At 59.5% G+C, this 26,148-nt stretch carries 23 protein-coding genes; 9 read left to right on the top strand and 14 right to left on the bottom strand.

Annotated features, from left to right (window positions below; translation table 11 throughout):
- The first annotated feature begins 2 nt into the window (after positions 1-2).
- From SMD27_RS13085 to SMD27_RS13055, 7 genes are all read left to right on the top strand, one after another.
- The gene (locus SMD27_RS13085; protein ID WP_320508848.1) at positions 3-797 is read left to right on the top strand and encodes an ABC transporter ATP-binding protein; all 795 of its coding nucleotides are present in this window, start codon (positions 3-5) and stop codon (positions 795-797) included.
- Positions 797-2,011 (top strand): ABC transporter permease, encoded by a 1,215-nt coding sequence (locus SMD27_RS13080; protein WP_320508847.1) that lies wholly within the window; start codon positions 797-799, stop codon positions 2,009-2,011. The genes SMD27_RS13085 and SMD27_RS13080 overlap by 1 nt, the downstream gene beginning before the upstream one ends.
- Complete coding sequence (locus SMD27_RS13075) at positions 1,968-3,560, top strand: formylglycine-generating enzyme family protein (protein WP_320508846.1); 1,593 nt, start codon at positions 1,968-1,970, stop codon at positions 3,558-3,560. The genes SMD27_RS13080 and SMD27_RS13075 overlap by 44 nt, the downstream gene beginning before the upstream one ends.
- Positions 3,561-3,612: 52 nt before the next feature.
- Complete coding sequence (locus tag SMD27_RS13070) at positions 3,613-4,365, top strand: hypothetical protein (RefSeq protein ID WP_320508845.1); 753 nt, start codon at positions 3,613-3,615, stop codon at positions 4,363-4,365.
- A gap of 11 nt (positions 4,366-4,376) precedes the next feature.
- Positions 4,377-4,907 carry a hypothetical protein gene (locus SMD27_RS13065; protein ID WP_320508844.1) on the top strand — a complete coding sequence of 177 codons (531 nt, stop codon included), beginning with the start codon at positions 4,377-4,379 and terminating at the stop codon, positions 4,905-4,907.
- 242 nt (positions 4,908-5,149) lie between these two features.
- Positions 5,150-7,105: an oxidoreductase gene (locus SMD27_RS13060; protein ID WP_320508843.1), complete on the top strand. Its 1,956-nt coding sequence runs from the start codon at positions 5,150-5,152 to the stop codon at positions 7,103-7,105.
- 5 nt (positions 7,106-7,110) lie between these two features.
- Positions 7,111-7,590, top strand: a complete 480-nt coding sequence (locus SMD27_RS13055; RefSeq protein WP_320508842.1) for a GNAT family N-acetyltransferase — start codon at positions 7,111-7,113, stop codon at positions 7,588-7,590.
- Here SMD27_RS13055 and SMD27_RS13050 read toward each other — a convergent pair.
- The 11 genes from SMD27_RS13050 to SMD27_RS13000 form a co-directional block, all read right to left on the bottom strand.
- Positions 7,580-8,503, bottom strand: coding sequence for a LysR family transcriptional regulator (locus SMD27_RS13050; protein WP_320508841.1), 924 nt, complete (start codon positions 8,501-8,503; stop codon positions 7,580-7,582). The two genes, SMD27_RS13055 and SMD27_RS13050, sit on opposite strands and share 11 nt — an antisense overlap.
- 109 nt (positions 8,504-8,612) lie before the next feature.
- On the bottom strand, positions 8,613-10,742 hold the full coding sequence (locus SMD27_RS13045) for an acetate--CoA ligase family protein (RefSeq protein ID WP_320508840.1): 2,130 nt from the start codon (positions 10,740-10,742) through the stop codon (positions 8,613-8,615).
- Positions 10,743-10,761: 19 nt separating this feature from the next.
- Entirely contained in the window at positions 10,762-11,604 is an 843-nt protein-coding gene (locus SMD27_RS13040) for an SDR family oxidoreductase (RefSeq protein WP_320508839.1), read from the bottom strand.
- A 4-nt stretch (positions 11,605-11,608) separates the two neighbouring features.
- A complete protein-coding gene (locus tag SMD27_RS13035) occupies positions 11,609-12,400 on the bottom strand; it encodes a TetR family transcriptional regulator C-terminal domain-containing protein (RefSeq protein ID WP_320508838.1) in 792 nt (263 codons plus the stop codon).
- A gap of 3 nt (positions 12,401-12,403) precedes the next feature.
- Positions 12,404-13,561, bottom strand: coding sequence for an acyl-CoA dehydrogenase family protein (locus SMD27_RS13030; protein ID WP_320508837.1), 1,158 nt, complete (start codon positions 13,559-13,561; stop codon positions 12,404-12,406).
- Between the two features lie 45 nt (positions 13,562-13,606).
- Positions 13,607-14,395 (bottom strand): enoyl-CoA hydratase/isomerase family protein, encoded by a 789-nt coding sequence (locus tag SMD27_RS13025; RefSeq protein WP_320508836.1) that lies wholly within the window; start codon positions 14,393-14,395, stop codon positions 13,607-13,609.
- 22 nt (positions 14,396-14,417) lie between these two features.
- The gene (locus tag SMD27_RS13020; protein ID WP_320508835.1) at positions 14,418-15,215 is read right to left on the bottom strand and encodes an ABC transporter permease; all 798 of its coding nucleotides are present in this window, start codon (positions 15,213-15,215) and stop codon (positions 14,418-14,420) included.
- A gap of 10 nt (positions 15,216-15,225) precedes the next feature.
- Positions 15,226-16,131: an ABC transporter permease gene (locus SMD27_RS13015; protein WP_320508834.1), complete on the bottom strand. Its 906-nt coding sequence runs from the start codon at positions 16,129-16,131 to the stop codon at positions 15,226-15,228.
- The gene (locus SMD27_RS13010) at positions 16,131-17,240 is read right to left on the bottom strand and encodes an ABC transporter ATP-binding protein (RefSeq protein ID WP_320508833.1); all 1,110 of its coding nucleotides are present in this window, start codon (positions 17,238-17,240) and stop codon (positions 16,131-16,133) included. Before SMD27_RS13010 ends, SMD27_RS13015 begins: the two co-directional genes overlap by 1 nt.
- Positions 17,241-17,320: 80 nt before the next feature.
- Entirely contained in the window at positions 17,321-18,361 is a 1,041-nt protein-coding gene (locus SMD27_RS13005) for an ABC transporter substrate-binding protein (protein WP_320508832.1), read from the bottom strand.
- Positions 18,362-18,497: 136 nt separating this feature from the next.
- Positions 18,498-19,310 (bottom strand): enoyl-CoA hydratase-related protein, encoded by an 813-nt coding sequence (locus SMD27_RS13000; protein WP_320508831.1) that lies wholly within the window; start codon positions 19,308-19,310, stop codon positions 18,498-18,500.
- Between the two features lie 240 nt (positions 19,311-19,550).
- Here SMD27_RS13000 and SMD27_RS12995 point away from each other — a divergent pair, with 240 nt between their 5' ends.
- Positions 19,551-21,881 (top strand): aminotransferase class III-fold pyridoxal phosphate-dependent enzyme, encoded by a 2,331-nt coding sequence (locus tag SMD27_RS12995; protein ID WP_320508830.1) that lies wholly within the window; start codon positions 19,551-19,553, stop codon positions 21,879-21,881.
- 48 nt (positions 21,882-21,929) lie between these two features.
- Here the strand turns inward: SMD27_RS12995 and SMD27_RS12990 are convergent, their stop codons facing one another.
- The 3 genes from SMD27_RS12990 to SMD27_RS12980 form a co-directional block, all read right to left on the bottom strand.
- The gene (locus SMD27_RS12990; RefSeq protein WP_320508829.1) at positions 21,930-22,739 is read right to left on the bottom strand and encodes an EAL domain-containing protein; all 810 of its coding nucleotides are present in this window, start codon (positions 22,737-22,739) and stop codon (positions 21,930-21,932) included.
- Between the two features lie 35 nt (positions 22,740-22,774).
- The gene (locus SMD27_RS12985; protein WP_320508828.1) at positions 22,775-24,034 is read right to left on the bottom strand and encodes an NAD(P)/FAD-dependent oxidoreductase; all 1,260 of its coding nucleotides are present in this window, start codon (positions 24,032-24,034) and stop codon (positions 22,775-22,777) included.
- A gap of 64 nt (positions 24,035-24,098) precedes the next feature.
- Entirely contained in the window at positions 24,099-24,767 is a 669-nt protein-coding gene (locus tag SMD27_RS12980; protein WP_320508827.1) for a TetR/AcrR family transcriptional regulator, read from the bottom strand.
- Between the two features lie 261 nt (positions 24,768-25,028).
- Between SMD27_RS12980 and SMD27_RS12975 the strand changes: the two genes are divergently transcribed.
- On the top strand, positions 25,029-26,147 hold the full coding sequence (locus SMD27_RS12975) for an ABC transporter substrate-binding protein (protein WP_320508826.1): 1,119 nt from the start codon (positions 25,029-25,031) through the stop codon (positions 26,145-26,147).
- The last annotated feature ends 1 nt before the right edge of the window (position 26,148 follow it).

The raw sequence follows: 26,148 nt of genomic DNA, 5'->3' as shown, positions 1-26,148 counted from the left end.
AGATGAGCGAGACTCAAGGCATTTCCGATCGTTCCATGAGCCGCGCCGGTGATGCCACCGCCGATATGCCCCAGCTCGTCCTCACTATCGCCGGTTTGACGGCGTGCCGCAGTCACGGTGGCGCACGCTTTTGCCTGTCGATGGGGCGGCTTGATCTCGCGTCACTGCAGCCTGCTGCCCTGGTCGGCCCCAGCGGTTCGGGCAAGAGCACGCTGCTCGACGTCCTGGGTCTCGTCATGACGCCGACCAGGCTGGCGGCATTTATGTTCTTCCCCAGCAGCGAACAGCCGGTCGACCTGGCAAAGCTCATCGAGAAGCGTCATGAAGCGGGACTTACCGATATGCGCCGCCGGTATCTCGGCTATATGCCGCAGACAGGTGGGCTTCTGCCCTTTCTGTCGGTCGGGGAGAATATCCGCATGTCGGCGCGGCTCAATGATCGGTTGGATGAGGCTTATCTCGATCAATTGGCGCAACTGCTCGATCTGCCGGCGGCCTTGATGCGGCGTTTCCCAAAGGATCTTTCGATCGGCCAGCGCCAGCGTGTCAGCCTCGCCCGCGCCATGGCCCATCGGCCCCGTTTGCTTCTGGCGGATGAGCCGACTGCATCCTTGGATGCGGTGACCGCGGGGGCGGTGACCGGTCTCCTGTTGGACCTGTCGCCGCGTTTCGGTATCACGCCAGTCATCGCGACCCATGATGAGCGGCTATTCGGCAGGGACGGCGTGAGGCGTCTCCATGTCGAGGCCAGGGCAGGGGCCGAACCGAATACAGTGGATGCGAAGGTGCAGATCTGATGCGCCGATATCTCTATATCCTGCGCCTCGCGGCCCGCAGCCTGATCTTCGATCTGCGCCTCACCTTATGCCATGTCTTCGGCTTGATCGCGGTTCTGGTGCCGCTGATGCTGGTCGTAGGGCTGAAATACGGTGCCATTCAGGGCCTCACCGACAAGCTCAATCAGGATCCCCGCAATCTGGAAATCCTGATCATGGGCAATCACGATTTGAAGCCCGATTGGTTTGCTTCCCTGCGCCAGGCGCCGGAGACGGCTTTCGTCGTGCCGGCAACACGTTCCCTATCGACCACTGTCAATCTCGTTGCCGATCGCGCAGGAGGTGCTCTGCTGCGGGGCGTGCAGCTTTATCCGACCGGTGAGGGCGATCCTCTGCTGGCCGGATTGCCAGTTCCGAAGAAGGATGGCGAGGTGGCTCTGACCGCCAGCGCCGCCAAAGCCCTCGGCGTTGCGGTCGGGGATGGCATCAAGGCATTAGTGCCACGGCGCATCAATAACGCGGAGGAAATTGTCAACCGTCCGCTGCGTGTCATTGCCATTGCACCGGAAACGATTTTATCCCAGGACGTCGCCTTCGTGACCTTACGCTTCCTGGTGCGGACCGAGGATTTCCGCGACGGCAAGGCGGCGGATTTGCAATCGGAGCAAATCTCCGCAGACGAACTCGCTGCTCGTCACTATGCCTCGGCCCGTTTGTTTGCCCGAACATTGGATGATGTCGCACCACTGGCAGCGATTGCCGGTCAAGACGATGTCGCCGTGCAGACAAAGAGTCATGAAATCGCAACGGTGAAATTGCTCGACCGCGCTTTGACCTCGATCGCCGCAGTCATCGTCGGATTGGGAGCCGCCGGAGCGGCCTTTTCTGTGGCCGCCAGCCAATGGGCTAATGTCGAGCGCCAGCGCAAGGATATCAGCATGCTGCGGCTGCTCGGCCTGCAGCGCAGCGAGGTGCTGCTGCTGCCGGTCGCGGAATCTTTGATGGTGGCGATGACCGGCTACGGCATCTCGGCCCTGTTGATCATCGGCGTCTCGATCATGGTGAACAAGCTTTTCTCCCTGACGGGCATGAGCGATAGCCCGGTCTGCCGTCTGGAGATCGTGCATTTTGTCTGGTTCTGGGCCGTGACGGTGGCCGTCGCCGGCCTGGCTGCTTTGGTTGGAGGGGCGCATGTGGTCAAGATTGACCCCAGCGAAAGTCTTCGCGCCGTCTAGGCGCCTGGTTGGATTTATCACCTATGCGCTGCTGTTATCTGCCGGCAATGCCGGCGCCGATGACGCTTGGCCAGCCAAATTGTTCAATCCGGCACCCATTAGCGAAGATGTGATCCTGCCGATGCCCTGCGGCGGTTCCATGGTATTCCGCAAGGTCCAGGTCCCCGGCAGCGGTATCTTGGATGATTACCAGGTGAAACTGGGTGACCCGGACCAGGCTTTAGCCTTTTCTGAATATGCTCATCCCGATTATATCGCAGCGCCGTTCTCCGGCGCCGGCTCGGGGCGCTATTACCTGATGGCGAAGTACGAGATCAGCAAGCTGCAATATGATGCCATCATGGGGACGAATTGTCCGGCCGCCAATCTGATCGGCCGGAGCCCGGTTTCCGATGTTACCTGGCTGGAGGCGGTGGAATTCGCCGCCAAATATACCGACTGGCTGCTCACCAATGCGCGCAAATCGCTGCCGTCGGCGGGTGATGCTATTTCCTTCCTGCGTCTGGCGACCGAGGCGGAATGGGAATATGCCGAACGCGGTGGTATTGCCGTCTCGCCGACGGAATTCGCCGCCCGCACCTTTCCCATGCCGGACGGTATGGAGCGCTATGTCTGGTTCGCCGGCAGCAAATCCGCCAATGGCAAAGTGCAATTGACCGGCCTGTTGCAACCCAATCCGCTCGGGTTGCATGACATGCTGGGCAATGTCGACGAATATGTGATGGATGCTTATCGGCTGAACAGGGTCTCGCGCGCCCATGGCCGGGCTGGCGGCTATATTGTCAAGGGCGGCAATTATCTGACCTCGGAACAAGACATTCGCAGTTCCTATCGCAGTGAGGTCAGCCCCTATAGCGATAAGGGGCCGCGCAAATCCAAGACCACCGGTTTTCGCCTCGTGATCAGCGCACCGGTCCTGACCGACCCGCAGGATATCTCAGATGCCAAGGCCGAATGGGCCAAGCTCGGCACCGGCGGGGCAAAGCCAAGCGATGCCGACAAGCCGCTGGAGGACCCGGTGCAGGAACTGGCGGCCTTGGCGCAGCAGACGGACGGTAATACAGCGCTAAAATCACGCCTGGAAAATCTCGAGCAGAAGGTGAAATCCGTGCTGCTGGCGCAGCAGGATCAGCAGGCGCGGGCCAACCGCACCATGCTGCGCCTGGGCGCCTGGTTAGGCCAGAAGCTGCATGACGATCAGATCAATACCAATATCGTGCGGGAGACCTATCAGGCTCGGGTGGCGAGTTCGTCGGAGCAGGATCAGATGGCCGAACGCTATAAGGAAATGCTCAATCAGAACGAGCAAGCCCTTGCCGCCAATATGAAGTTCTATACCGATCTGGTGATCCGCGTGGGCGACGACTACAACCCCGAGCAATTCACCAAGCAGCAAGAAATTCTCAAGACGGAGTTAACCAGTGCGGGTGTGACCCAGCTCTCGCACTACGCAGATGTGTTTTTGCAGCATATTCGGCAATATGCTAACGATAAGAAGGTGCATTCCGCGGACTGGCTCAAGGATTTGGCTGCCGTCGCGGATAAGTAGCACCGGGCATCGGGGGCGATGCTCCGAGAGAATGTTTGCCAGGGACTGGAACATGGCTTTCCGAATTTGGATGAGTGGCGTCGGCGCGCTGGCACTAGTGCTGTCGGGTTGTACGACGCCGTATGAAGACAATCCCGGCGCCACAACGCAGAGCGCGGCCAATGGTCCATCCGCCTGCATGCAGATCAACGCGGATAATATCGACACCAACTATGGTGGCACGGTTGCCGAAGGTGCTGCCATCTGGAGCCTTGTCGGTGCTGCCGTGGGCGCCCTGGCGGGAGCCGCCACGGGCGGCGGCAGTGGTGCTGCAACGGGGGCCGCGATCGGCGCTGGCGCCGGCGGTGCCTATGGCGCGGTCAGCGGCGTTCAGACGGCCGAGGCCAAGAAGCAGTATGCTGTGCAGGAAGCGCAGCTGGATTGCCAGATCACCGCAGCCAAGGCGGATAACGAGAAGCTCGCCAAGATGGTGACAAGCACGCAGGCCGCCGTGCAGCAGACGGAAAAGAAATTGGCCGATCTCGAAAGCGCCTATGCCAATAAGCGCATGACGAAGGAGCAGGCGCAAAAGGAACTGGCATCGGTTGATGAAAGCGCCGCCCAGATCCAACGCAGCGTAAATGCCATGAAGAAGCGGCGCGATGAATATCTCCAGGCGCGCGACAGCACACAGAATGCCGCCAATAATTCGTTGAATACGGCCGAACTGGATAAGCAGATCAGCCAGCTCAACAAGCAGATCGCCAGCGCCGAAAGCGATCTCAACCGACTGATGGCCCAGCGCAAGGTGGCGCAGGTCGGCTGATCGAATGGGTAATGGATAATATGGTGCGGACGGAAATGCGGAAGTTCGGTTGGTTGCTTGGCGCCGGCATGTTGTTTCTTGCCGGCTGTTCCTGTACGGGAGATCCCCGGCTCGATGGATATAGCTGTGGCCAGGCAGGGATCAATGGGGGGCTCTACAATCAACGCGTGACGCAGAAGCAGCAGTCGCTTGAAGATGCCCAGGATCAGAAGGTCCAGCAACAGCGGCAGCTCGACGATCTGAAGGCGCAGCAGCAATCGCAGCAGCAGGATATCGATAAGATCTCTACGCAGCTCGCCAGCCTCGATCAGGATCTGAATCAGCTCAATGCAAAGATCAAGACGGCGCGGTCGAACAAATCCGTCAATCAGACCAGGCTCTCGCAATTGCAGCAGGACATCGACCAGGTGAAGTCGCAGACCTCGCTGGCGAAGGCCGATACGTTCAGCTCGGATGCGGACCGTCAGCAGGAATTGCAGCGTCTTCAGAAGAAGTACGACGACCTGCAGAGAGAATTGATGCTGATCACGGGTGGCACCTGATCACTGATGCAGTTGACGATCATCTTCTTGCCGTTTCTGCAATAACCCTTGAGAAATCCCGCATGGATTTTTGCCGGCGCGGGGTCGACGGTCTTGCGCGCCGAGAGCAGCCAGCGGCGCGCGATTGCTTGTTGCTTGCGATGATTTTGCGAAGTAAGGCCGGGAGGCCAAAATAGCGAATCCTGTAACTGCCGCCGAATGCTGTGCAAAAAGAGCGGAACAGGATAGTGGGAGATTGATTTATGCCGCAGATGTTTCCGCATCTCTTCTCGCCCTTTCGGATTAAAGGGATCGACATCCGCAACCGCATCGTTTCCACCGGTCACGACACCGACCTTGCACGTCATGGCCTGCCGAGCGAAGCGCTGATTGCCTATCAGCGCGCCCGGGCAAGAGGCGGTGCCGGGCTGATCATCGTCCAGGTGGTGGGCGTGCATGACACGGCGCGATACACGTCCGAAGTGCTGATGGCTTCGGACGATGCCTGTATCCCGTCCTTCAAGGCTTTGTTCGATGCGATCAAGTCAGAAGGCAGCCGGGTTTTCGTGCAACTGTTCCATCCCGGGCGGGAATTGCTAGGGCGGCGCAATGGCGTCCAGCAATCCGCTTATTCGGCTTCGCACGCACCAGCCGAACGCTTCCGTATCGTGCCCCGGATGTTAAGTGAGCAGGAGATTAACGACATCGTCCGGGGCTATGGGACGACCGCCCGCCGCCTTGCTGCAGCCGGCGCCGATGGCGTGGAGATCGTTGCAAGCCACGGTTACCTGCCGTCGCAGTTCTGGAATGCGAAGGTCAATGCACGTCAGGACGGCTATGGCGGGTCGCTCGAGAACCGTCTCCGTTTCACGCGAGAGATCGTCGCTTCCATCCGTGGGCAGGTGGCTCCCGAGCTAATCGTCGGCCTGCGCTTCTCCTGCAACGAATTCGATGCGGACGGCCCGTCCGAAGAGGATATGTTGGATGTCTGCCAGGCCCTGCAGCACGATCTCGACTATTTCAATGTCATCGGCGGCACCTCGGCCTCGGCTTCCGGCGCCGTGCATATCGCCCCGCCGATGAGCGTTGAACATGCCTATCTGGCGCCGTTCGCTGCGGCCCTGAAGAAAGCGGTGAACAAGCCGGTCATCGTGGCGGGCCGGATCAATCAGCCGCAAGACGCTGAAAAGATCATCGCTGCCGGTGCCGCCGATTTATGCGGCATGACCCGGGCGATGATCTGCGATCCGAAGATGCCGGGTAAGGCCGAGGCGGGCCGTGTCGACGATATCCGCGCTTGCATCGCCTGCAATCAGGCCTGTATCGGCCACGCGCAATTGGGTCTGTCGATTTCCTGCATTCAGCATCCCGAAAGCGGGCGGGAATTGGCCTATGGAACGCGCATTGCGGCCACGCGGCGCCGCAAGGTGATGGTGGTCGGTGGCGGGCCGGCGGGGATGAAAGCCGCTGCCGTGGCGGCGGAGCGGGGACATGAGGTTACGCTTCATGAGAAGTCATCGCGCCTCGGTGGGCAGGCCTTGTTGGCACAACTTCTGCCCCATCGCAGCGAATTCGGCGGCATCGTCACCAATCTCGCGCGGGAAATGGAACTGGCCGGCGTGACGGTCAGGATGAACAGTTCCGTCACGGCCGAGATGATCGCTTGTGAAAAGCCAGATGCGGTTATTCTGGCAACCGGCAGCCTGCCTCAGCTGCCGGAAATCGAGCAAGGCGAGGGTGCTTCCCTCGTGCTTGGCGATGATCTGTTAGCCGGCAAGACCCGGACGGGCAGCAGGGTCGTGGTCTATGACTGGCTTGCCGATTGGCGTGGCATGGGCATTGCTGAAAAGCTCGCGACTGAAGGCGCGCATGTCCGGCTTGCTGTCAACGGCGCCTGCCCTGGGATCAGCATTCAGAATTACGTGCGGGATGCCACGATCGGTCGGCTGCATCGGCTCGGTGTAGAGATGCTACCTTTCATGCGGTTTTACGGCACGGAGGGAAAGACGGCTTTCTTCCTGCACACCGCATCGCAGGAGCCGGTCATGTTTGAGGATGTCGATACGGTTGTCGTGGTTGCACCGCACCGGCCGTTGGACGATCTGTTGCATCCGATCGCGGCGCTTGGAATTGAGGTGTTTCCGATCGGCGATGCCGTGACACCGCGTACCGCCGAGGAAGCGGTGTTCGAAGGACTTGATATTGCGACCAAGCTCTAGGAGCCATGATGCTAGAACCAGCGAAGCCCCTCATAGAGCAGGCCGATCCGCGCCTGCCTACTGTTACCGCGCTTATCGCCGAATTGGACGCCTACATGACGGCGCTTTACCCGGCAGAGAGCAATCATCTTCTGGATATCGATGCCTTGGCGGCGCCAGATATCCGGTTTTTTGCGGCGCGGTTCGAGGACGATTATCTTGGCTGCGGCGCGATCAAGATCCACGAGGGCGCGTTTACCGAGGTCAAGCGTATCTTCGTTTCGCCGAAGGCACGCGGGCTTGGTGTCGGTAAGTACATCATCGCGGCACTCGAAGCGGAAACACGCAAGCTTGGCCTGTCGCTGATGCGGCTCGAAACCGGCATCTATCAGCCCGAAGCCCTTGCTTTGTTCGAACGCGCGGGTTTCACGCGTTGCGGACCGTTTGCCGATTACCCGACGGATGATCCCTTCAGCGTCTTCATGGAAAAGCGGATTACCCTCTGAGCGCTGCGGCAGATTGTTGCTGTTGAGCGGCCGCGATGATCCAGTCGCGGAAATCGAGCACGACAGCATTGGCGGCGTTGCGGTGCGGATAGACGAAATAATACATGTGCTCACCGGCAATGGGCCGGTTCAACGGCACATGCAAGTCGCCCGCCCTAATTTCCTCCGCGAACAGGAAATGGGGCACGAGGCCGATGCCCAATCCGGCCTTCGCCGCCTGGGCAACCATGGAGAACTGATCGAAACGGGCGCCAAGCAAAGGTGAGCCGACGGTCACGCCCTGCTGCTCGAACCAATGCTTCCACGACCATGGCCGGGTCACTTCATGCAGCAGGGGAAGCTTCATCATGTCCTGCGGCGTCTTCAGCTCACGGAGTCCCGGCAGCCTGCGACTGCAAACCGGGATCAGTTGTTCGCCAAAGAGCGGTTCGACACTGGCGCCCGGCCAGATCGGTTCGCCGTAATGGATGGCGGCATCGAGCGGGTCTTCGTCGAATGAAAAAGGCTGCGGCCGCGCATAGCAGGAGATGACCGTATTGGGCCGCGTGGTGCGGTAGTCTTCCAGCCGGGGGATCAGCCATTTCATGCTGAAGGTCGAGAAGACCCCCAGATTGATCGTGCCGGCCTGCCCGCCGGATCCGTAGGCCATCACCTGCAAGGTGCTCTGCTCGAAGCCGCTCAGCAATTTGCGGACATCTTCGGCATAGGCGTTGCCGGCTTCGGTGAGGATCAGGCGCTGGCGGATGCGGTCGAAGAGCCGGACCTGGATGGCGTCTTCCACCTGTTTCACCAGACGGCTGACGGCGCTTTGCGACAGATGCAGCTCGTTGGCGGCGCGCATGATGCTGCCATATCGAGCCACACTTTCGAACGCGATCAGGGCATAAAGGGGTGGAACCAACGAGCGGCGCATAGACCATACCGAAACCAGCGAATCGGGCAATTCTGTTGGTCGCGGCGGGTCAAGTCAATGGCGGGACAGATGCCCGGGCAGCGCGCAGTGGCCGCCTGGGTAAACAAGGTCAACCAGCCTCGACAATCAGGGCATCGGCCGCCACCACGCCGCGCCCCTTCGGTAGAACCATGATCGGATTGACGTCGATCTCGACGGTCTTATCGATGTGATCCACGGCATATCGGGCCACCGCTTCGATGGCCTCGACCAGCGCCGGCAGGTCCGCCTTCGGGCGGCCACGGAAACCGTCAAGCAGCGGGAAGGTCTTCAACCGGCATATCGCCATTTCGATCTCTTGGCGGCTGGCCGGCAGCAGCAGCCGGCTTGCATCGCGCAACAGTTCGACCAGGATGCCGCCGGCGCCGATCACTAGGACCGGCCCGAAATGCGGATCGATGGTCACGCCGACAAGCACCTCGGCCAGACTATCTTGCACCATCGGTTCCAGCAGGAACCGGTCGAGTTGCAATCCGGGCTTATAAGCGGCCACCCGGCGGCGCATTTCCTCTGCCGCCGCGACCACGGCTGCAGCATCGGCCAGATTGAGGGCTACGCCGCCAGCGTCGGTCTTATGCGGAAGATCGGCGCTCAGTGCCTTCAGCACAAAGGGACCGCGCATTGCCTCGACGGCCCAGCGCAGATCTGCCAGGGCCACCTCGCAGCCTGCCGGCACCGGCAGACCATAGGCCACGAGCCGGGTTTTGCTCTTGCCTTCATCGAGAATCCGTCGGCCCGCCGGAATATTTTTCGGTGGGGCGGCCGGCGGCAGCGGCAGGTCGCCGGCATCGATGCGGCGGCGAAACGCCTCATAGCTGGCCAGATGACCCAGCACGGCGAAAGCATCATGCACGCCCTGCAGGGGAATAAGCCCTTCCTCGATCACCTGTTGCCGCATGGGCTCCGGCATCGATTCCGAGCTGACGCAGGCCACGGCGCCCGGAATGCCGGTCGCCCGGCTGGCCTTGGCCATGGCGCGTACCATCGCCTGCATCGGCTTGCCCATATCGGGGCCAAGCTCCGGTCGGGGATGGTCGATGACCAAAGCGCCCATATCATAGCCGGTGCTCAGCATATGGGTGAACATCGGTGTCAGCAGCTCTTCCTGCCCCCAATAGCCGGCGGTGAAGTCCAGTGGATTGGACGTGCTGCCGTAATCCGGCAACAGCGCATTGACCGCATCGGTTTGCGCCTTTGTCGGTTCGGGTAGTTCCAGCTTTGCGGCCGAGGCGAAATCGGCGGCCATGCCGTTATCGCCACCCGAACTTGAAAAGACGGTCAGCCGCCTGCCTTTCGGCAGGATGCCGATCGAAAGAGCTTTCAACAGTTCCAGGAAACGCGGCACTGAATTTGCTGTCTGGATGCCGAGACGTTCGAAAAGTGTGTCATAGAGCTCGTTCTGCCCCGCCAGCGAACTGGTGTGGCTTGCGGCCACTTTGGCCCCCAGATCGGAAACGCCGACCCGAAACGCTGCGAGCGGGATCTTGCGGGCATGGGCCTTGAGACAAGCGGCGGAGAAGGCGGCAATGTCGCGGATGCCTTCCATGAAAATCCCGATCGCCGTCACATTCGGATCTTCGATCAGCGCCTCGATATAATCTTCGAAACCGAGAACGGCCTGGTTGCCGGCACTGATGATATAGCTGAAGGGCACCTGGCGCTGGTTCATCGAGAGATTGATGCAAAGATTGCCGCTCTGTCCGATGACGGTCGCGCCGCGGGTCGTCTTGCTGCCGAGATAGGGGACGGACCAGAGGCTGCCATGATTGACGTAATTGATGATGCCGAAGCAATTGGGGCCCACGACGGCCAGATCGCCGGCTGCCGCGAGCAGCTTTTCATTGCGTCGGCGGCCGATCTCGCCCAGTTCCGCAAAGCCGGAGGCGTAGCAGACCGCGCCGCCGGCACCCATCTTGGCCAATTGGCCGACGATCTCGACAGTGGAATCCGCGGGAACGCTGATAAAGGTCGCGTCGGGCGCGACCGGCAGATCCGTCACCTGTCGGACGCAAGCGACGCCCTCGATCTCATCCTTGCGGGGATGGATTGCATACATCTCGCCGGCATAACCGGCGGCACGGCAGACTTTGATCGCCCAGCCGGCCCGGTCGCCGCCGATAAAGGCGATATGCCGCGGATTGAGAAGCCGCGTGATATTCAACTGCCGCGCCGACCGGGATGTTTCAACTTTCGCCAACATGCTGGCTTCCCCCTTTGCGTTATTTCTTCGGCCGTAAGGCCTGCCAATCGTCTTCCGACATGTGTTGGCCGATGAAATTGAATTGACCGGCGCCCTGCAGCCATTCCCCGCCATCGATGGTGACCACTTCGCCGTTGATATAAGCGGCTTCCGACGCCATCAGATATGTCGCCAGATTGGCAAGCTCTTCATGCTTGCCGGCGCGCTTCAGCGGATTCTTGGCTTCGAAAGCGGCGGCCAGTTCGGGCTTCGGCACCAGCCTCTCCCAGGCGCCTTCGGTGGGAAAGGGGCCCGGCGCGATCGCATTCAAGCGGATGCCGCGGCCACCCCATTCGACCGCCAGGGAGCGCGTCATCGCCAAGACGCCTGCCTTCGCCATGGCCGACGGCACGACATAGGCCGATCCGGTCCAGGCATAGGTGGTGATGATCGAGAGGACACTGCCCCTGCGTCCCTCCGCCAGCCATCTCTTGCCGCAATTGAGCGTCATATAGGCCGAGCCATGCAGGACGATGTTCAAGACCGCATCGACCGCACGCGGGCTTAAAGTTTCACTCTGTGCGATGAAATTTCCGGCCGCATTGTTGACGAGGCCGTCGAGCGGTGCTGTTTGCCAGATCCAGTCGCAGAGTGCGTCGACCTGAGCCGGATCGCGTACATCACAGCTTTTGTAACTGACACGGCCACCGGTCTCTTTCGTCAGCATTTCCGCTGTGTCGGCAAGCACGTTCTCGCGCCGTCCGCAAATGACGATCTCAGCGCCAAGGGTGAGAAAGCGACGTCCGATCGAGAGGCCGATGCCGGTGCCGCCGCCGGTGATCAAAATACGTTGGCCCGCCAGAAGACCATTCTTGAACATCATATCCTCACGTTCGAGTGGGCTTTCGCCGAGGCTTCGCGCGTTCTGCAGTTGACGTTGCCGATGAGGGAGCCGCATCGGCTGACTCGGCTATCTGCTTATCGTTGTCGATTTCCGCCGCAGCTTTGGCGATACGCCCCTGAACGGAATCGGTGGCAGCCTTGATTGCCGTCGCCTTGCGCTTGGAGGTGGGCTTCTCGCCGAAAAGGTTGAGAACCCAATCGCTGACGATCTCCGTTGCCTCGTCGAGGGAATAGGCTTCCCCATCCATGATCCAGCCCATCCAAAAGCCATCGACCATCTGAGCATAGGTCAAGGCGGCGCGCTTCGCATCGATCTCGATGCCACGCTCTTCCGCCGCCTGTTCCATCATGCGCTGAATCCAGGAGCGATAACGCCGATAGAGCTTGGCATGCAGTTCTCCCATGCTGCTGTTCCAGGGAACGACACCGCAGAAGGCAAGCCAGACGAGGGCATGTTCGCGGCTGGTCGCCGAGCGCATGAAGGTGACCGATGTCGCCGCCAGAAGTCGCTGCACCGGATCGGTGCCGACGGCCCGGATCGCCTGCTTGGTATCCTCGTCGGCCTCCGCCGTCTGATGGCGGAAAGCTTCTAGCAGCAGATCGTCCTTGCCCTTGAAGTAATGGCCAATCAATCCACGGGACAGACCGGCCGCTTCGCAGATGGTCTGTACCGTCGAATTGTGATAGCCGATGGTGGCGATCGATTTGATCGTCCCCGTGATCAGGTCCTGTCGTCGCGCAATGATCGTTTTCGTGCGTTTGGCAGCTGTGGCCATAGACTAGCTCCGGTATCCCCTCAGAATGTCCCGCGCAATGATGTCGCGGTGGATTTCCGACGTACCTTCCCAGATTCGCTCGATTCGCGCATCCCGCCAGAAACGCTGGATCGGGAACTCTTCCATCATCCCCATGCCGCCGAAGATCTGGACTGCATGGTCGGTGACGCGGCCGATCATTTCAGAGCCATGCAGATTGACCATCGAGGCCTCGTGCCGGGTGAGGGTACCTTGGTCCATCTTCCAAGCCGCTTCCATGACCAGCAGATAGGCCATCTTAATATCGGTCGCCATATCGGCGATCTTGAAGCCGGTGCCCTGGAATTCCCCGATGGTCTTGCCGAAGGCTTTGCGGGTCCCGGCCCATTCGCAGGCCATGTGCATGACGCGTTCGGCCCGGCCGACGCAATGGGCGGCCAGCATGACGCGGCCGGAATAGAGCCAGTCATTGGCGAAGTCGAAACCCTTGCCTTCCTCACCGAGAATCTTGCTGGACGGCACGCGCACATTATCCAGATAGATCATGTTCGGGTTATAACCCCGAGTGCAGATCGACAGCATCGGCTTCACGGTAACGCCCGGTGTGTCCTTGTCGATCAAGAAGGCCGTGAAGCGTTTTCGCGGCCCCTTGGGGGTATCATCCATGCCGGTGACGGCAAAGAGGATGATGAAATCGGATACATCGGCGTGGGAGATGAACTGCTTCACCCCATTGATGATCCAGTCATCGCCGTCCCGTTTGGCGCTGGTGACGATGGCGCGAGCATCGGAGCCGCCGCCCGGCTCGGTTAAGGCGAAGCAGTCAGTCTTCTCGCCGCTAATGACGGGCATCAGATATTCGTCGACCTGATCACCCTTGCAGCCCAGCAGGATCTTGGTCGGCCGCTTGATCAGCAAGGATAGGGCAGTGGATGGCCTGCCGAGTTCGCGCTCGACCAGAGCCATGGTCTGGTAGTCGAGACCACCGCCGCCCAGTTCGGCAGGCATGTTCATGGCGGTGAAACCGGCAGCCTTGGCTTTGCGCTTGATGTCCTGGGCGATTTCGGCAGGGACGGCACGCAATTCTTCGACAATGTTTTCGTGGGGATAAAGTTCTTTCTCGACGAAATCAGCCAGTGACTCGATCAGCGCCTGCTGCTCGAAGGTTAATGAGAAATCCATGGTAACCGATCCTTCCGTATTGCGCCTGATTAGACATCGGCGCGATCAATGTCCGGCGAATTGCGGAGCGCGTTTTTCGTTTGCTGCAGCAAGGCCTTCGGCATGATCTGCTGTTTTGGCGCAAACCTTCCCGGCGCGTTCCTCTTCGGCCAATTGCTCGGCGAAGGTGCGGCGATAAGCGGCATCAAGCAGCTGTTTTGCCAAACCTGTGGCGACGGTTGGGCCGCTGGCGAGCTTCTCGGCCAGCGTCATGGTTGCCGCGTCCAATTCTTCCGGCGACACGATCTCGGTGACCATGCCGACAGATTTTGCCTTCGCCGCATCCCAAAGATCGCCGGTATAGACAAAGAGCTTCGCCGCTTCCAAGCCGATCAGCCGGGGCAGCAGCCAGGAACCACCGCAATCCGGCGGATAGCCGACGCGTGTATAGGCGCAAATGAACTTTGCCTTGGTCGAGGCGATGCGGAAGTCGCAGGCGAGAGCAATGTCCAATCCACCGCCCACGGCGGCACCATCGATCATCGCGATGGTAGGCTTTGGCAAGCGGGCAATTTCCTGAACCAGTTGGATCGCTTCCTCGACCCAATCGTGATCCGGATGCGGATCGATGCCCTTTTTTTTATCGGACCATTCCTTGACGTCGGCACCGCCCGAGAAAGCGCCGCCGCGACCGGTAATGACGATGGCCCGGACCTTTTCATCTCTTGCCGCCTGCTTGATCGCGTTGCGCAATCCCAGCAGGACGCCGGTATTGATGGCGTTCCGGACTTCCGGGCGGTTGATGGCGATGATCCGGACCGCCTTGCGATCCTCGATTTCGACGAGTTCGGTCATATCGGTTCCTTTCGGGCGAAGCTCAGCGGCGCTGGCGTTTCAGTGATAGAATGTGAACAGCAAGTGGCGGGATCGTCGTCAGCACGATCATCAAGGTTGAGATCGCCGCGATGGTCGGATCGACCTGGTCGCGCAGGCTGGAGAACATCAGGTTGGTGAGCGTCGCGCCTTCACCGCCGGACATGAAAATCGCGATCACGACTTCATCGAAAGCGATGATGAAGGCAAAGAAGCCGCCCGCCATCACCGAAGCGCGGATCTGCGGCAGGGTCACGGTCATGAAGGCCTTGAAGCGATGGGCGCCCAGCGAGCGCGCCACCTGTTCCTGGTTCATGTCATAGCCCTTGAAGCCGGCTGCGACAGTGACGAGAACGAAAGGCACCGCGAGCAGCGTGTCGCAGAGAACCAGGGCCGGAATGGTGTTGATCATGTCGAGCTGCGCAAAAAGGAAAAACGCGCCGACGGCGATGAGGATAACCGGCACCATGAGAGCGGCGATCAACATGCCATAGATGACGGGCGCAAAGACGAAGCGGCCAACATGTAGCCCATATGCGGCAGCCGTCCCAATCGGCGTCGCCAGCAAGGTGGTGAAGAAAGCCACCCGCACCGAGACCCAGGTGGCTTCGAGCCATTGGGGCGAGTGGATGAAATTGTCATACCAGCGCAGGGACCAGGTCTTCGGCGGAAACATCAGCGAATTTGCGCCGGAAAAGGACATTGGAATGACGATGAGGCTCGGCAGCACTAGGAAGCAGATGACGAGAACGGTCAGCAGATAAAGCCAGAGGCGCTGCTGATGGGTGACGTGGCTTTCCATCTCTCCCTCCTCAGCCGAGACGCCTGCGCCAGCGGCCAAGCAGCAAATGGCTCGCGAGCAGGATCAGTGTGGTGAGGAGCAGCAGCACGGCGCCGAGCGCACTTGCCGGACCCCAGGTAGGGTAAAGGTGAACCGAAGCCTCGATCCGCTGGGCGATCATCTGGACGCGCCCGCCGCCGAGAACGGCGGGCGTGATATAAAAGCCGAGACAGAGGATGAAGGTCAGGACAAGACCGGCGAGCAGCCCCGGCAGGGATAGGGGCAGATAGATCTCCCAAAAGGCACGCGTGGGTGAGGCACCTAGATTCGCGGCGGCCCGGAGATAAGAGCCGTCGATCGATTTCATCGAGGCATAAAGCGGCAGGACCAGGAAGGGGATCATGATGTGAACCATGCCGATGATGGTTCCCGTCATGTTGTGCATTAGCGGCAATGGCTGCTGTACGATGCCGAGATCGATCAACGTATCGTTGACGATACCGCGCCGTTGCAGCAGGACGAGCCAGGCATAGGTGCGTACCAGCAGCGATGTCCAGAACGGCAGCAGAATGCCGATCAGCAGCAGGCCGGACCATTTGGCTGGCAATTGCGACAGGCAATAGGCAACTGGATAGCCGAGCAGAACGCAAATTACGGTCACCAGGATGCTGATCTGGAAGGTGATGACAAAAATCTGCACATAGGCACCTTCCGTCCAGATCCGGCTGTAATGTTCAAACGTGGGATTGCCGTCGGCATCGATGAAGGAAAACCAGAACAGCCAGCCGATCGGCAGGAAGAGCAGAAGCATCGTCAGCAACAGGCCGGGCGTGCAGAGCGCGAAAAGCTGCCGCTTCTCGCGGCGCGCATCCTGTTCAAGTTCCGTAAGGTAATGGGCGTCGCCCGGTAGATTTGCAGCGGCGGTGGATATGGCCATCAGCGATCTCCCGGCACCAGCAGCGTGTCTTCGGCAGCAAGGCCCAGCTCGATCGGCGCGCCGATCTCCGGCGCGGCGGCATTATCGATCTGGCGATTGGGCAGGCGCGTATGAATTTCGTGGCCGCCTTCCAGACGAACTGCCAGCAGCACGCTTTCGCCCTGGAAGACGGCTTCGGTGACCATGCCGCGCAGCCGGTTTATCGTGGTGGAATGGCTGAATGCCTGACCATCCAGGAAGAGCAGCTTCTCCGGCCGCAGCAGTAAGAGCTGAGCGGCGGCGCCGGGTGGTGTCTCCGCCAGCGACAAGACAGTGTCGCCATAGCGAGCGGTCCCATTCTCGACGGAGACCGGCAAAAAGCTGGATTCGCCGATGAACTCGGCGACGAACCGGTTGGCGGGCCTTTCATACAGGCGGCGCGGCGTATCGAATTGAGTCAATCGTCCTTGGTGCAGGACGGCAACCCGGTCCGACATCGTCAGAGCCTCGCGCTGATCATGAGTGACGGCAATCGTCGTCATCCCCAGCCTGTCATGCAGGCGGCGGATCTCGATCTGCATCCGCTCGCGCAATTGCTTGTCGAGAGCGGAAAGCGGTTCATCCATCAGCAGAATGCGGGGCTCGAAAACGATCGCCCGCGCAAGGGCGATGCGCTGGCGCTGGCCGCCGGAAAGTTCATCGACCCGACGGCTGCCATAGCCGGCCAGTTGGACCAGATCGAGAACCTGCTCCACCCGTTCGGCGATCTCCGCCTTTGGCTTGTTCCGTAGGCGCAGCGGATAGGCGACATTTTCCCCGACGGTCATATGAGGGAAAAGGGCATAATTCTGGAAGACCATGCCGATATCGCGCTTATGGGGCGGCAGGCGCACAACCTCGGTATCGCCGACCACAATCGATCCGGCGGTGGGGCGCGCAAAACCCGCGATGGTCATCAGCAAGGTCGTCTTGCCGGAACCGGAGGGGCCGAGCAGGGTGACGAATTCACCTTGCCCAACCGTCAGGGAGACATCGTCAAGGGCGCGGACCGCGCCGTAATGTTTGACGATATTGCGAATGACGACGGGCAATGCCCGAGCCGCCGTCGACCGGCTGCCGCTAGTCTCCATGGTCGTTCCAGACTGTAAGTTCAGATACGAGTGATGCGTCGTTAGGAATGGGCGGCCGGTCATCGGCCGCCCATCCTGTCTCACTTTTGCAGGAAGGCGTCCCAGCGTTCCTGTGCCGCCTGGCCGTTCTTGGCCCAATAGGGCTTGTCCTGGATCACCTGCTTGGCGAGGTTTTCCGGGGTCGAGTTCGCGTTCTTCAGGAGATCCGGCGTGATCTTGCCCGTCTTATAGGCGTCCTGGTTGACCGGGCCGTAAGGCACATATTTCGGCAGGTCGGCCTGATGTTCCGGCTTCAGGAACTCATTAATGACCTTCATCGCGAGGTCCTTATGCTTGGCGCCTTTGGGAACGACCAGGCATTCAATATCGACAACGCCCTCGTTATAGGTGAAGTCGTAGGGGGCGCCTTCCTTGATGGCCGCGTCGATACGCGCCACCCAGATCGCCAGCATGTCGGCTTCCTGATTGACCGCCAATTGGCCGGATTGCGCGCCCGAATTCCACCAGACCGTGATGTCCGGCTTGATCTCTTCCAACTTCTTGAAAGCCCGGTCCATGTCAAGTGGATAGAGCTTGTCCGTCGCGACGCCATCCGCCATCAAGGCGATTTCCGCATTCGTGGACGGGCCGTAACCGGAGAGCGCACGCGTGCCGGGGAACTTCTTCACGTCCCAGAAATCCGCCCAGCTCTTCGGCGGATTGTCCTTATAGACATCCTTGTTCCAGGCGAGGACGGTGGAATAAGCCGTAAAGCCGACCCAATGGCTTTGCACCAACTGCTTCGGCACGCCGTCGGTTTTAATGACGTTGTAGTCCAATGGCTCGATCAGGCCTTCATCAGCCGCCTGCTGGCATTGCCCGGCATATAATTCCACGACATCCCATTCGACCGCGCCGGCTTTCACTTGTGTGCGTACATCGGTAATGCCCGAGAGCGTGAATTCCTTGATGTCGATGCCCAGGGTCTTTGCCGTCGGTTCGTAAAATGCCTTGTGCAACGCCTCCTGATAGGCGCCGCCATAGGATGCCACCGCGACGCTATCGGCCGCGAAAGCGGGTGCTGCATTGGCAAGGGTAACAAGCGACAGGGCTGCCGTGGCAGCCGTCGTAAACCGCTTCATGGATCTCTCCTCCGCACAAGGCCTGGCCGGCTTCTTCCGGAGCGTTCCGGCGGCCGGCTCATATTGGCCTGACCCGGCGACTGTTCCATACATTTGTTGGACGTTCAACAAATTTTTGGGCGGAAAACCGCATCAATCAGCGGCCGCGCCAGACCGGTTCGCGTCTTTCGAGGAAGGCGCGGGGACCTTCCTTTGCATCCTCGCTAGTCCACATGCGCTGAAAGATGGGCATGCGCGCATCCGGCGCCCGCGTAACCTGAATCGCCTCTTGCACCGGCAAGTGGTCGATGACCTGCATGACTTCCTTCAAAGCCTGCAATGCGAGGGGCGCGCCTTTCGCAATTTGCGTGGCCAGCGTGACCGCCGTCTCCCCAAGCTTTGCCTGCGGTACAACATCATGCACGAGTCCCCAGCCTTTTGCTTCAGCTGCTGACATGCGTCGGCCACTCAAGATCATCTCCATAGCGACATTATAAGGTATGCGTCGCGGCAGCCGCTGGACGCCCCCGGCATCTGGTAGAAAGCCACGCTGCATCTCAGGCAGTTCAAAATAAGCATTTTCTGCGGCAATAATCACATCGGCTGCCAGTGCGATCTCGAAGCCGCCACCGATCGCAGCGCCATTGACGGCAGCGATCAGCGGCTTCTTCAAGTCCCAATAGCGAGTGATGCCCGCAAAGCCGCCGGGGCCGTGGGTCATATCGAAATCGCGGTCGCCCGTCTCCGCATCCTGCTGCACGCTGTCGCGAAAATCCCAGCCGGCGGAGAAGACCCGGTCGCCCTTTGCGGTAATGACGCCGACGCGGAGATTGGGGTCCGTTTGTAGATGTTCGGCGGCCGCGTGAATGGCGCGGCTCAAGGCGCGACTGATTGCATTCACCTTCGGCCGGTTGAGCGTGATGACCAGGACGTGGCCGATTTGTTCGGTTTCGACGAATTGCTCTTTCATCTTTTCCCCCCAGAACATTGGACGTTTGTCCAATATTTGGCGGGGGTGCAGGACAGGTTGTCAAGAACGATCGAGAATCTGTATTGCGTTTAGCTGGTCGATCACGCTAGTTGGCACTGCCGGACTCTGCATAGGGGAGGAATGTCGAGATCGCTGTCTCACTCTATCGATCCTGCAAACGACCGCCCATCGCAGAAGGATGTCAGGCGGCGCGGATGTCCAATTTTTGAGAGATAGATCATGAAGTTCCTGCATGCCAATGCGCCGCGTTTCCCGGTTTCAGAGATCGAACGTCTGGCCGAACAGCATTTCGGCCTCAGGGGCACCCTGGAACCGCTTTACAGTGAGCGCGACCAGAATGTCAGATTGCGCGAGGCCGACGGCACGGCCTGGGTTCTCAAAATCTCCAATACGGAGGAGCCCGAAGACATTATCAATGCGCAGATCGAGACGCTTCGCCATATCGCTGCCGTCGATCCAACGCTGCCGGTGCCGCGTGTCCGCTCTGCGAGGAGTGGCGACACTACCGTGCGGATCGCATCGCCGGGCGGTAAATCGCAACATCTCTTCTATGTGCTCTCATTCCTGGAGGGTCGGATCGCCGATGCCTCGGTTCTGGACACCGCGCTGAACCGCAAGATCGGCACGATGGTAGCCCGGCTCGGGCGGGCGATGCGCGGCCTCTCGCTCCCGGCAATCGCCAATCGCGGGCTGCTGTGGGATATCCGCGAAATCTCGAAATTCCAGCCTTACGTCGATCTGCTGCCGGCGGCGCATCGCGACATGGTCCGGCGCATCGTCGGCACCTTCGATAAGAATGTGCTGCCATCGCTGGCACGCTTGCGAACGCAGGTGATCCACGGGGATGTCCACGCACATAATCTGATCCTGACAGCTGGCGCCTCGCCGGAAATCGCCGGGATCATCGATTTCGGCGACATGGTGCATGGACCGCTAGTCATCGATATCGCCGATACGATCGCCGATTTCATCATCGCGCCGGACAAGGCGGTGGATGTGATGCAGACGATGCTCGCTGCCTACCACGCGGTGACACCGCTAGAGGATGAAGAAATCAACCTTCTTTATGATCTCGTCCTTGCGCGTCTGCTATTGACTCCGCTCACCAATGCCGTGCGTTCCAAAGAGACGCCGGATGAGGCCAATTACCTCGCCGAATATGGCGAAACGGGCCTGGATGCCTGCGCCTCAATTATCGGGATCGGACGCGAGGCCTTCACACAGGCCGCCTTTGCCGCCTGCGGCAATTTCAAACACAAAAACGCGACTGTCAGCGTCGATCGGATGATCGAACGGCGCAAGGCGGTGATGGGTTCTCGCCTTTATGTCTTCTACGATCCGCCCTTGCATATGGTGTCTGGCGACGGTGTCTGGCTCACAAGCGTTGAGGGCCGGCGCTATCTCGACTGTTACAACAATGTGCCGCATGTCGGTCACTGCCATCCTCACGTGGTCAATGCGCTGACGCAGCAGATCAAGACTCTCAACACGAACACCCGGTATCTGGGCGAACAGGTCCTGGAATACAGCGAACGCCTGGGTACGACGCTGCCGGGAAAGCTGAAGGTCTGCGCTTTCGTTAATTCCGGCAGCGAAGCCAATGACATTGCCTGGCGCATGGCCAAGGCTTACACCGGCAATACCGGCGGCCTGACCATGGATTTCGCCTATCACGGCATCACCGATGCGGTGGACGCCTTCTCTCCTTCCGGCAGCCTGACCGGCGCCATCGCACCGCATATGCGGACCTTGATGGCGCCGGACGGCTATCGCGGCATTCATAAATATGGCATGCCGGATCTAGGCCGCCTGTACGCGAAGGATGCCGACCGCGCGATCGCGTCCCTGGCCGAGGCGGGGATGAAACCGGCGGCCTTCATGGTGGATTCCGCCTTCATGACCAATGGCGTGCTGGAGCCGCAAAAGGATTATCTGGCGAGCGTTTTCGCCAATGTGCGGGCGGCCGGTGGCCTTTGCATCGGCGACGAGGTGCAATCTGGCTTCGGTCGCATGGGCGATACGATGTGGGGCCATATGCACCATGATGTCGTGCCCGATATCGTCACGATCGGCAAACCGGCGGGTAACGGGCACCCGCTCGGCGTGGTCATCACGACGCCGGAGATCATGGAATGTTTCCTGAAAGAAACCGCGTTCTTCTCCACCTTCGGCGGCAATAACGTCTCCTGTGCCGCCGGCCTCGCGGTGCTCGACATCATCGAGCGGGAGAATCTGATCCAGAATGCCAGTGTGACCGGGCGATACCTGAAAAACGGCATTAAACAGCTGATGGAAAAACACGATCTGATCGGCGATGTCCGCGGCACGGGCTTGGCCCTTGGCGTCGAGCTGGTAACGGACCGCAAGAAGCTGACGCCGGCCAAGAACGAGACCTCGCGCGTCCTAAATCTCATGCGAGACGAGGGCGTGCTGATCGGCAGCGAAGGTGTGTTGGGTAATATCCTGAAGATTCGCCCACCGGTCGTCTTCCAGCGCGACCATGCGGATATCGCGATTACGGCCCTGGATCGGGCGCTGTCGAAGATCTAGCCTATGTCTTCCTGGATGCCCGGAAAAGCGCCGGGCATCCAGATCATATCAATTCTGGGTCTTGCGAATCCATTGCTCCGCCGCTTCGGCGGATAAAGGACGCGAAATATAGAAGCCCTGGCCGTAATCGCATCCCAGATCGCACACGATCTGCAGGGCCAAGGCGTCCTCGATGCCTTCGGCGACGACGGCCAATCCCAGATTCTTGCCGAGATCGATCATCGTTTTGACGATGATTTCGGACTGGCGGGAACTGCCGCAATCGCGAATGAAAGCACGGTCGATCTTTAGCTCCGAAAAAGGCAGCAAATGCAATTGCACCAAGGATGAATAGCCGGTTCCGAAATCGTCAATCGAAAGCCGAAACCCCTTAAGGCGGAGGCGCGTAAGGATATTCATCGCCACGGCAGCATCCATCATCGCCGCAGTTTCTGTCAGCTCGACGATCAGGCATTCCGGTGGTACCTCGCATTCGCGACAGCGCGCGAGGAGATGGTCAGTGAAGTCCGTGGCATGAACGTTCTGCGCCGATATGTTTATGGCGACGGATATCCGGATTCCCCGACCGCGCCATATACGCTGTTGCTGTAGCGCGAGGGAAAATACCAGATCGGTGACATCATCCATCATGCCCGCCGCTTCCATGATCGGCAGGAAGTCGGTGGGAGAAATCACGCCTCGCGTCGCATGCGTCCAGCGTAACAATGCTTCAAAACCCACCGTGCGATGCGCGGTGTTCGCTTCGACCTTTCGCAAATCGATCTTCGGCTGGTAAACCAGATGGAAGGCGTTGGCCTTGATGGCGTCCCTGATGGATGTCTCATCAATGATATCCGGGTTACGCCTCAGGCCGATCAACACCTTTTCCAGTTCATCGGCGATCCACGGCTTATCTACCAGCCGAGGTGGACGCGTTGGAACCGGTCGATGCGGAAGGGTCGCATATCCAGGCCGGGATCGCGCCCTGCGGCAAGATCGGCGATCAACCGCCCGGTCAACGGCCCCAAAGTCAGGCCGATATGGCCGTGCCCATAGCCGAAATAAGTATTGGCCCATCGGGTGCCGCGTGAAATCACGGGCAAGGAATCCGGCATTGAGGGGCGGAAGCCCATCCAGTCGCTGCGCCCGGTTTCATCCAAATTGCCGAACAGCCGGCGGCCGTGTTTCATCAGGATTTCCGCCCGGCGATAATCGGGTGCGGCCTCAAGCCCGCCCAATTCCACCGTACCGGCGAAACGCAGGCCCACATCCAATGGTGTAATGACGAAGGAATGATCGCTGGAATAGAGCGGCATGCGCGGCATGCGCCCGGCATTGGGCAAGGTCACATGATAACCGCGTTCGGTATCCAAGGGTACCTTATGGCCGAGTTGCCGCGTGAGTTGCTTCGACCAGGCGCCGGCTGCGACCACCACTGAATCAGCCGCATGTTTGCCGGAGGCGGTGTTGACATGGGTGGGTCCATTCAGGCCGATATCGAAGCCGGTCACCTTCTCTTTGAGAATGACGCCGCCACGGCGGGCAAAATCGGCAGCCAGCAGTTTGACCAGCCGGTAGTTGTTCGCCGCATAGGCATTTTCGGGATAATAGACGGCATGCCGGATGATCGGCTCCAGGCTTGGTTCGAACTGACGCACTTCTTCAGCCGGGATGATATCGAACTTAACGCCGCGACGCCGCTGGATATCGAGATCCCACTGGTAGGATTGGAATTTCTTGTCTGTTTCGAAAATTGCCAGCCAGCCGGTCTCGCGTAGGATTTCCGGCTCCCCGGTTTCCTTCAGGAGGGTTTTGTGCGCGCCCAGCGCCTGGAGCATCAAGCTGCGCAGGGCAATCGAGATTTCCTCGACCCGGTCGGGCTTACTGGCGGCGATGAAGCGGATGAGCCAGGGCGCGATCTTTGGCAGATAAGACCAACGGATCGCTAAAGGTCCCATCGGGTCGGACAGGTAACCGGGCACATCCCAGGCGACACCAGGTGTCGCCATCGGGATGCAGGATTCAATGGCGATGATGCTGGCATTGCCCTTCGATGTCCCATCGCCCGGATCACGTTCATCGATCACCGTGACGCGGTGGCCGTCGCGCTGCAGATACAGGCCTGCCGAGATGCCGACAATGCCGGCGCCGATGACGATAAAATGCTGAGCCATTATTGTTTACCTCGCCCCTGACTTTTCCACGCGCGAATGTTGCTTTGGCGCGGCTTCATCCGCTTTACTTCCGTGCCCGGCGTGCGTCTACCATCGGCTTATCATCGGCCCAGGCTCTGAACAACAATTCCAGTTGTTTGCGCGCCAGGGACAGCGCTCCTTCGACCGTTAAACCCGGTTCCATACAGAAGTGTTCAAAATTTTCGGAATGGACGATGTGAATAATATGGGCGGCGAGAGCAACGTCGAGCGATGGCGAAATATTGCCTGCTTCCTGAAAATGGCTGAGCAAGGTCTCGAAATAGGAGGTGAACATATGGCGGTAACGGCGAAAGCGTTCATCTCCCCGCTCGCGCACCGTGACCGCCATGATTTCAAGCCATAAGGCCCTTTCGCCCGGCAACAAAACATCGCCGATATCGGCTTCCATCAGCCTTACCAAATCGTCGATCGGATTGCCGAGCGGCGTTTCGATGATTCTTTCAAATTCCGATATCGCTCTTTCGCGATCGGCGACGAGGAACTCGATAAGAATATCGCGCTTGGTCGGAAAGTAGTTATAGACCGTCTTGGTGGAGACCTCGGCTTTCGAGGCAATATCCTCCATACGGACGGCTTCATAGCCCCGCTTCTTGAAAAGCCGAACCGCAACCTCGATCAGATCAAGCCGCTGCTGCGCCTTCTTGCGATCGCGAAGACCTAAAGCTTCGCCGGGCTTTCCCCTATGCGGCAATACAATGGGCCTATCTCCCATCCGCTTTTTGCCAGTGTTGCCGCGATTAGCACTCATCATCTGCTCGAATACTGAAGGCCCTCATTATCTATGTGAAGCGTTTTATGCCGGGTACGAGTCCGGGGCAAGGGGGAGGGGGCTTCCCAACCGCCGACCGAAAATCTTTGAAATCGACATTTCAAGAACTAGCTTGAAAAATAGACGCCGTCCAATATAATTATTTAGTCGAATATAAAAATTTATCGGGAGGAGAGTTTCATTATGAGTTCGGATAACCTCAAATCGCTCTTCGGCGGTAAGGAGCTTACTCGGCGGCATTTCCATACATTGCTCGCCTCCGCGGGCATCGTGGCAGCATCGACCAGGTCACGGCTTGCTTATGCCGACCAGAAGCAATTGGAAGTCTTCACCTGGGCGAATTATGACCAGAAGGAACAATACGCAGCCTATATGGCCAAGCATCAGCAGGCCCCAAGTTTCTCGATCCTGACGGAAAACGATCAGGCGCGCGCCAAGATTCGCAGCGGCTATCATCCGGATGTTGTCACGCCGACCGAAAACTATGTCCCTTTCTTCGTAAAAGATGGCTTGTTGGCGCCGATCGACACGACCAAGCTCACCCACTGGGACGAGATATTGAAGCCGCTGCGCGATCAGAATGCGGCGGCCGGGCCGAATGGCGAGCGTTACTTCGTTCCCTGGGTCTGGGGCACGAATGGGGTGGTGTTCCGCAAGGCTGCGGCACCGGAATATGTCGACAATCCGACCTGGAACATTCTCTGGGACCCCAAATTAAAGGGCAAGATCGCGCTGCGCGACGCGCCCAATGCAACGATCATTCCCGCCGCTCTGATTGCCGGGGCGAAGGATCCCTACGACCTGACCGACGACGAATTGAAGGCGGTAGGCGAGCTGCTGCGCAAGCAGCGTGAATTGGTCCGCTTCTATTGGACGACCGAGGCCGAAGTGCAGCAGGCACTGTCCTCCGGTGAGATCGATGCGGCCTATGGCTGGAATTCGACGTATGCCGGTCTGAAAGAGCGGAACGTTCCTGTCGATTATCTGGTGCCGAAGGAAGGCATGCCGATCTGGATCGACGGCTTCTCGCTGGTCAAGGGTGGTACGGCGGACGAACAGCTCAAATACGATTATCTCGATGCCGTTCTGTCGGCGGAAACCGGAGCTTTCAATATTTCGAAGCTTTACTACGGCTCGTCCAATGAAAAGTCGTTCAGCATGGTGTCGCCGGAGATCCTGGCGCGTCTCGGCTTCGACAAGCTGGATCAGATCATGAAGCACGGCCTCTGGGCGAAAGCTGTACCCCAGGCGACCTTGCGTAAGATGGTTGCCTTGCATAACCGGATCAAATCCGGCTTCTGAC

It is taken from the genome of Dongia soli (genome assembly GCF_034044715.1).
GTDB lineage: Bacteria > Pseudomonadota > Alphaproteobacteria > Dongiales > Dongiaceae > Dongia_B > Dongia_B soli.
Note: the sequence above shows the minus strand (reverse complement) of the source record. Positions and strands in the feature narration are given on the sequence as shown.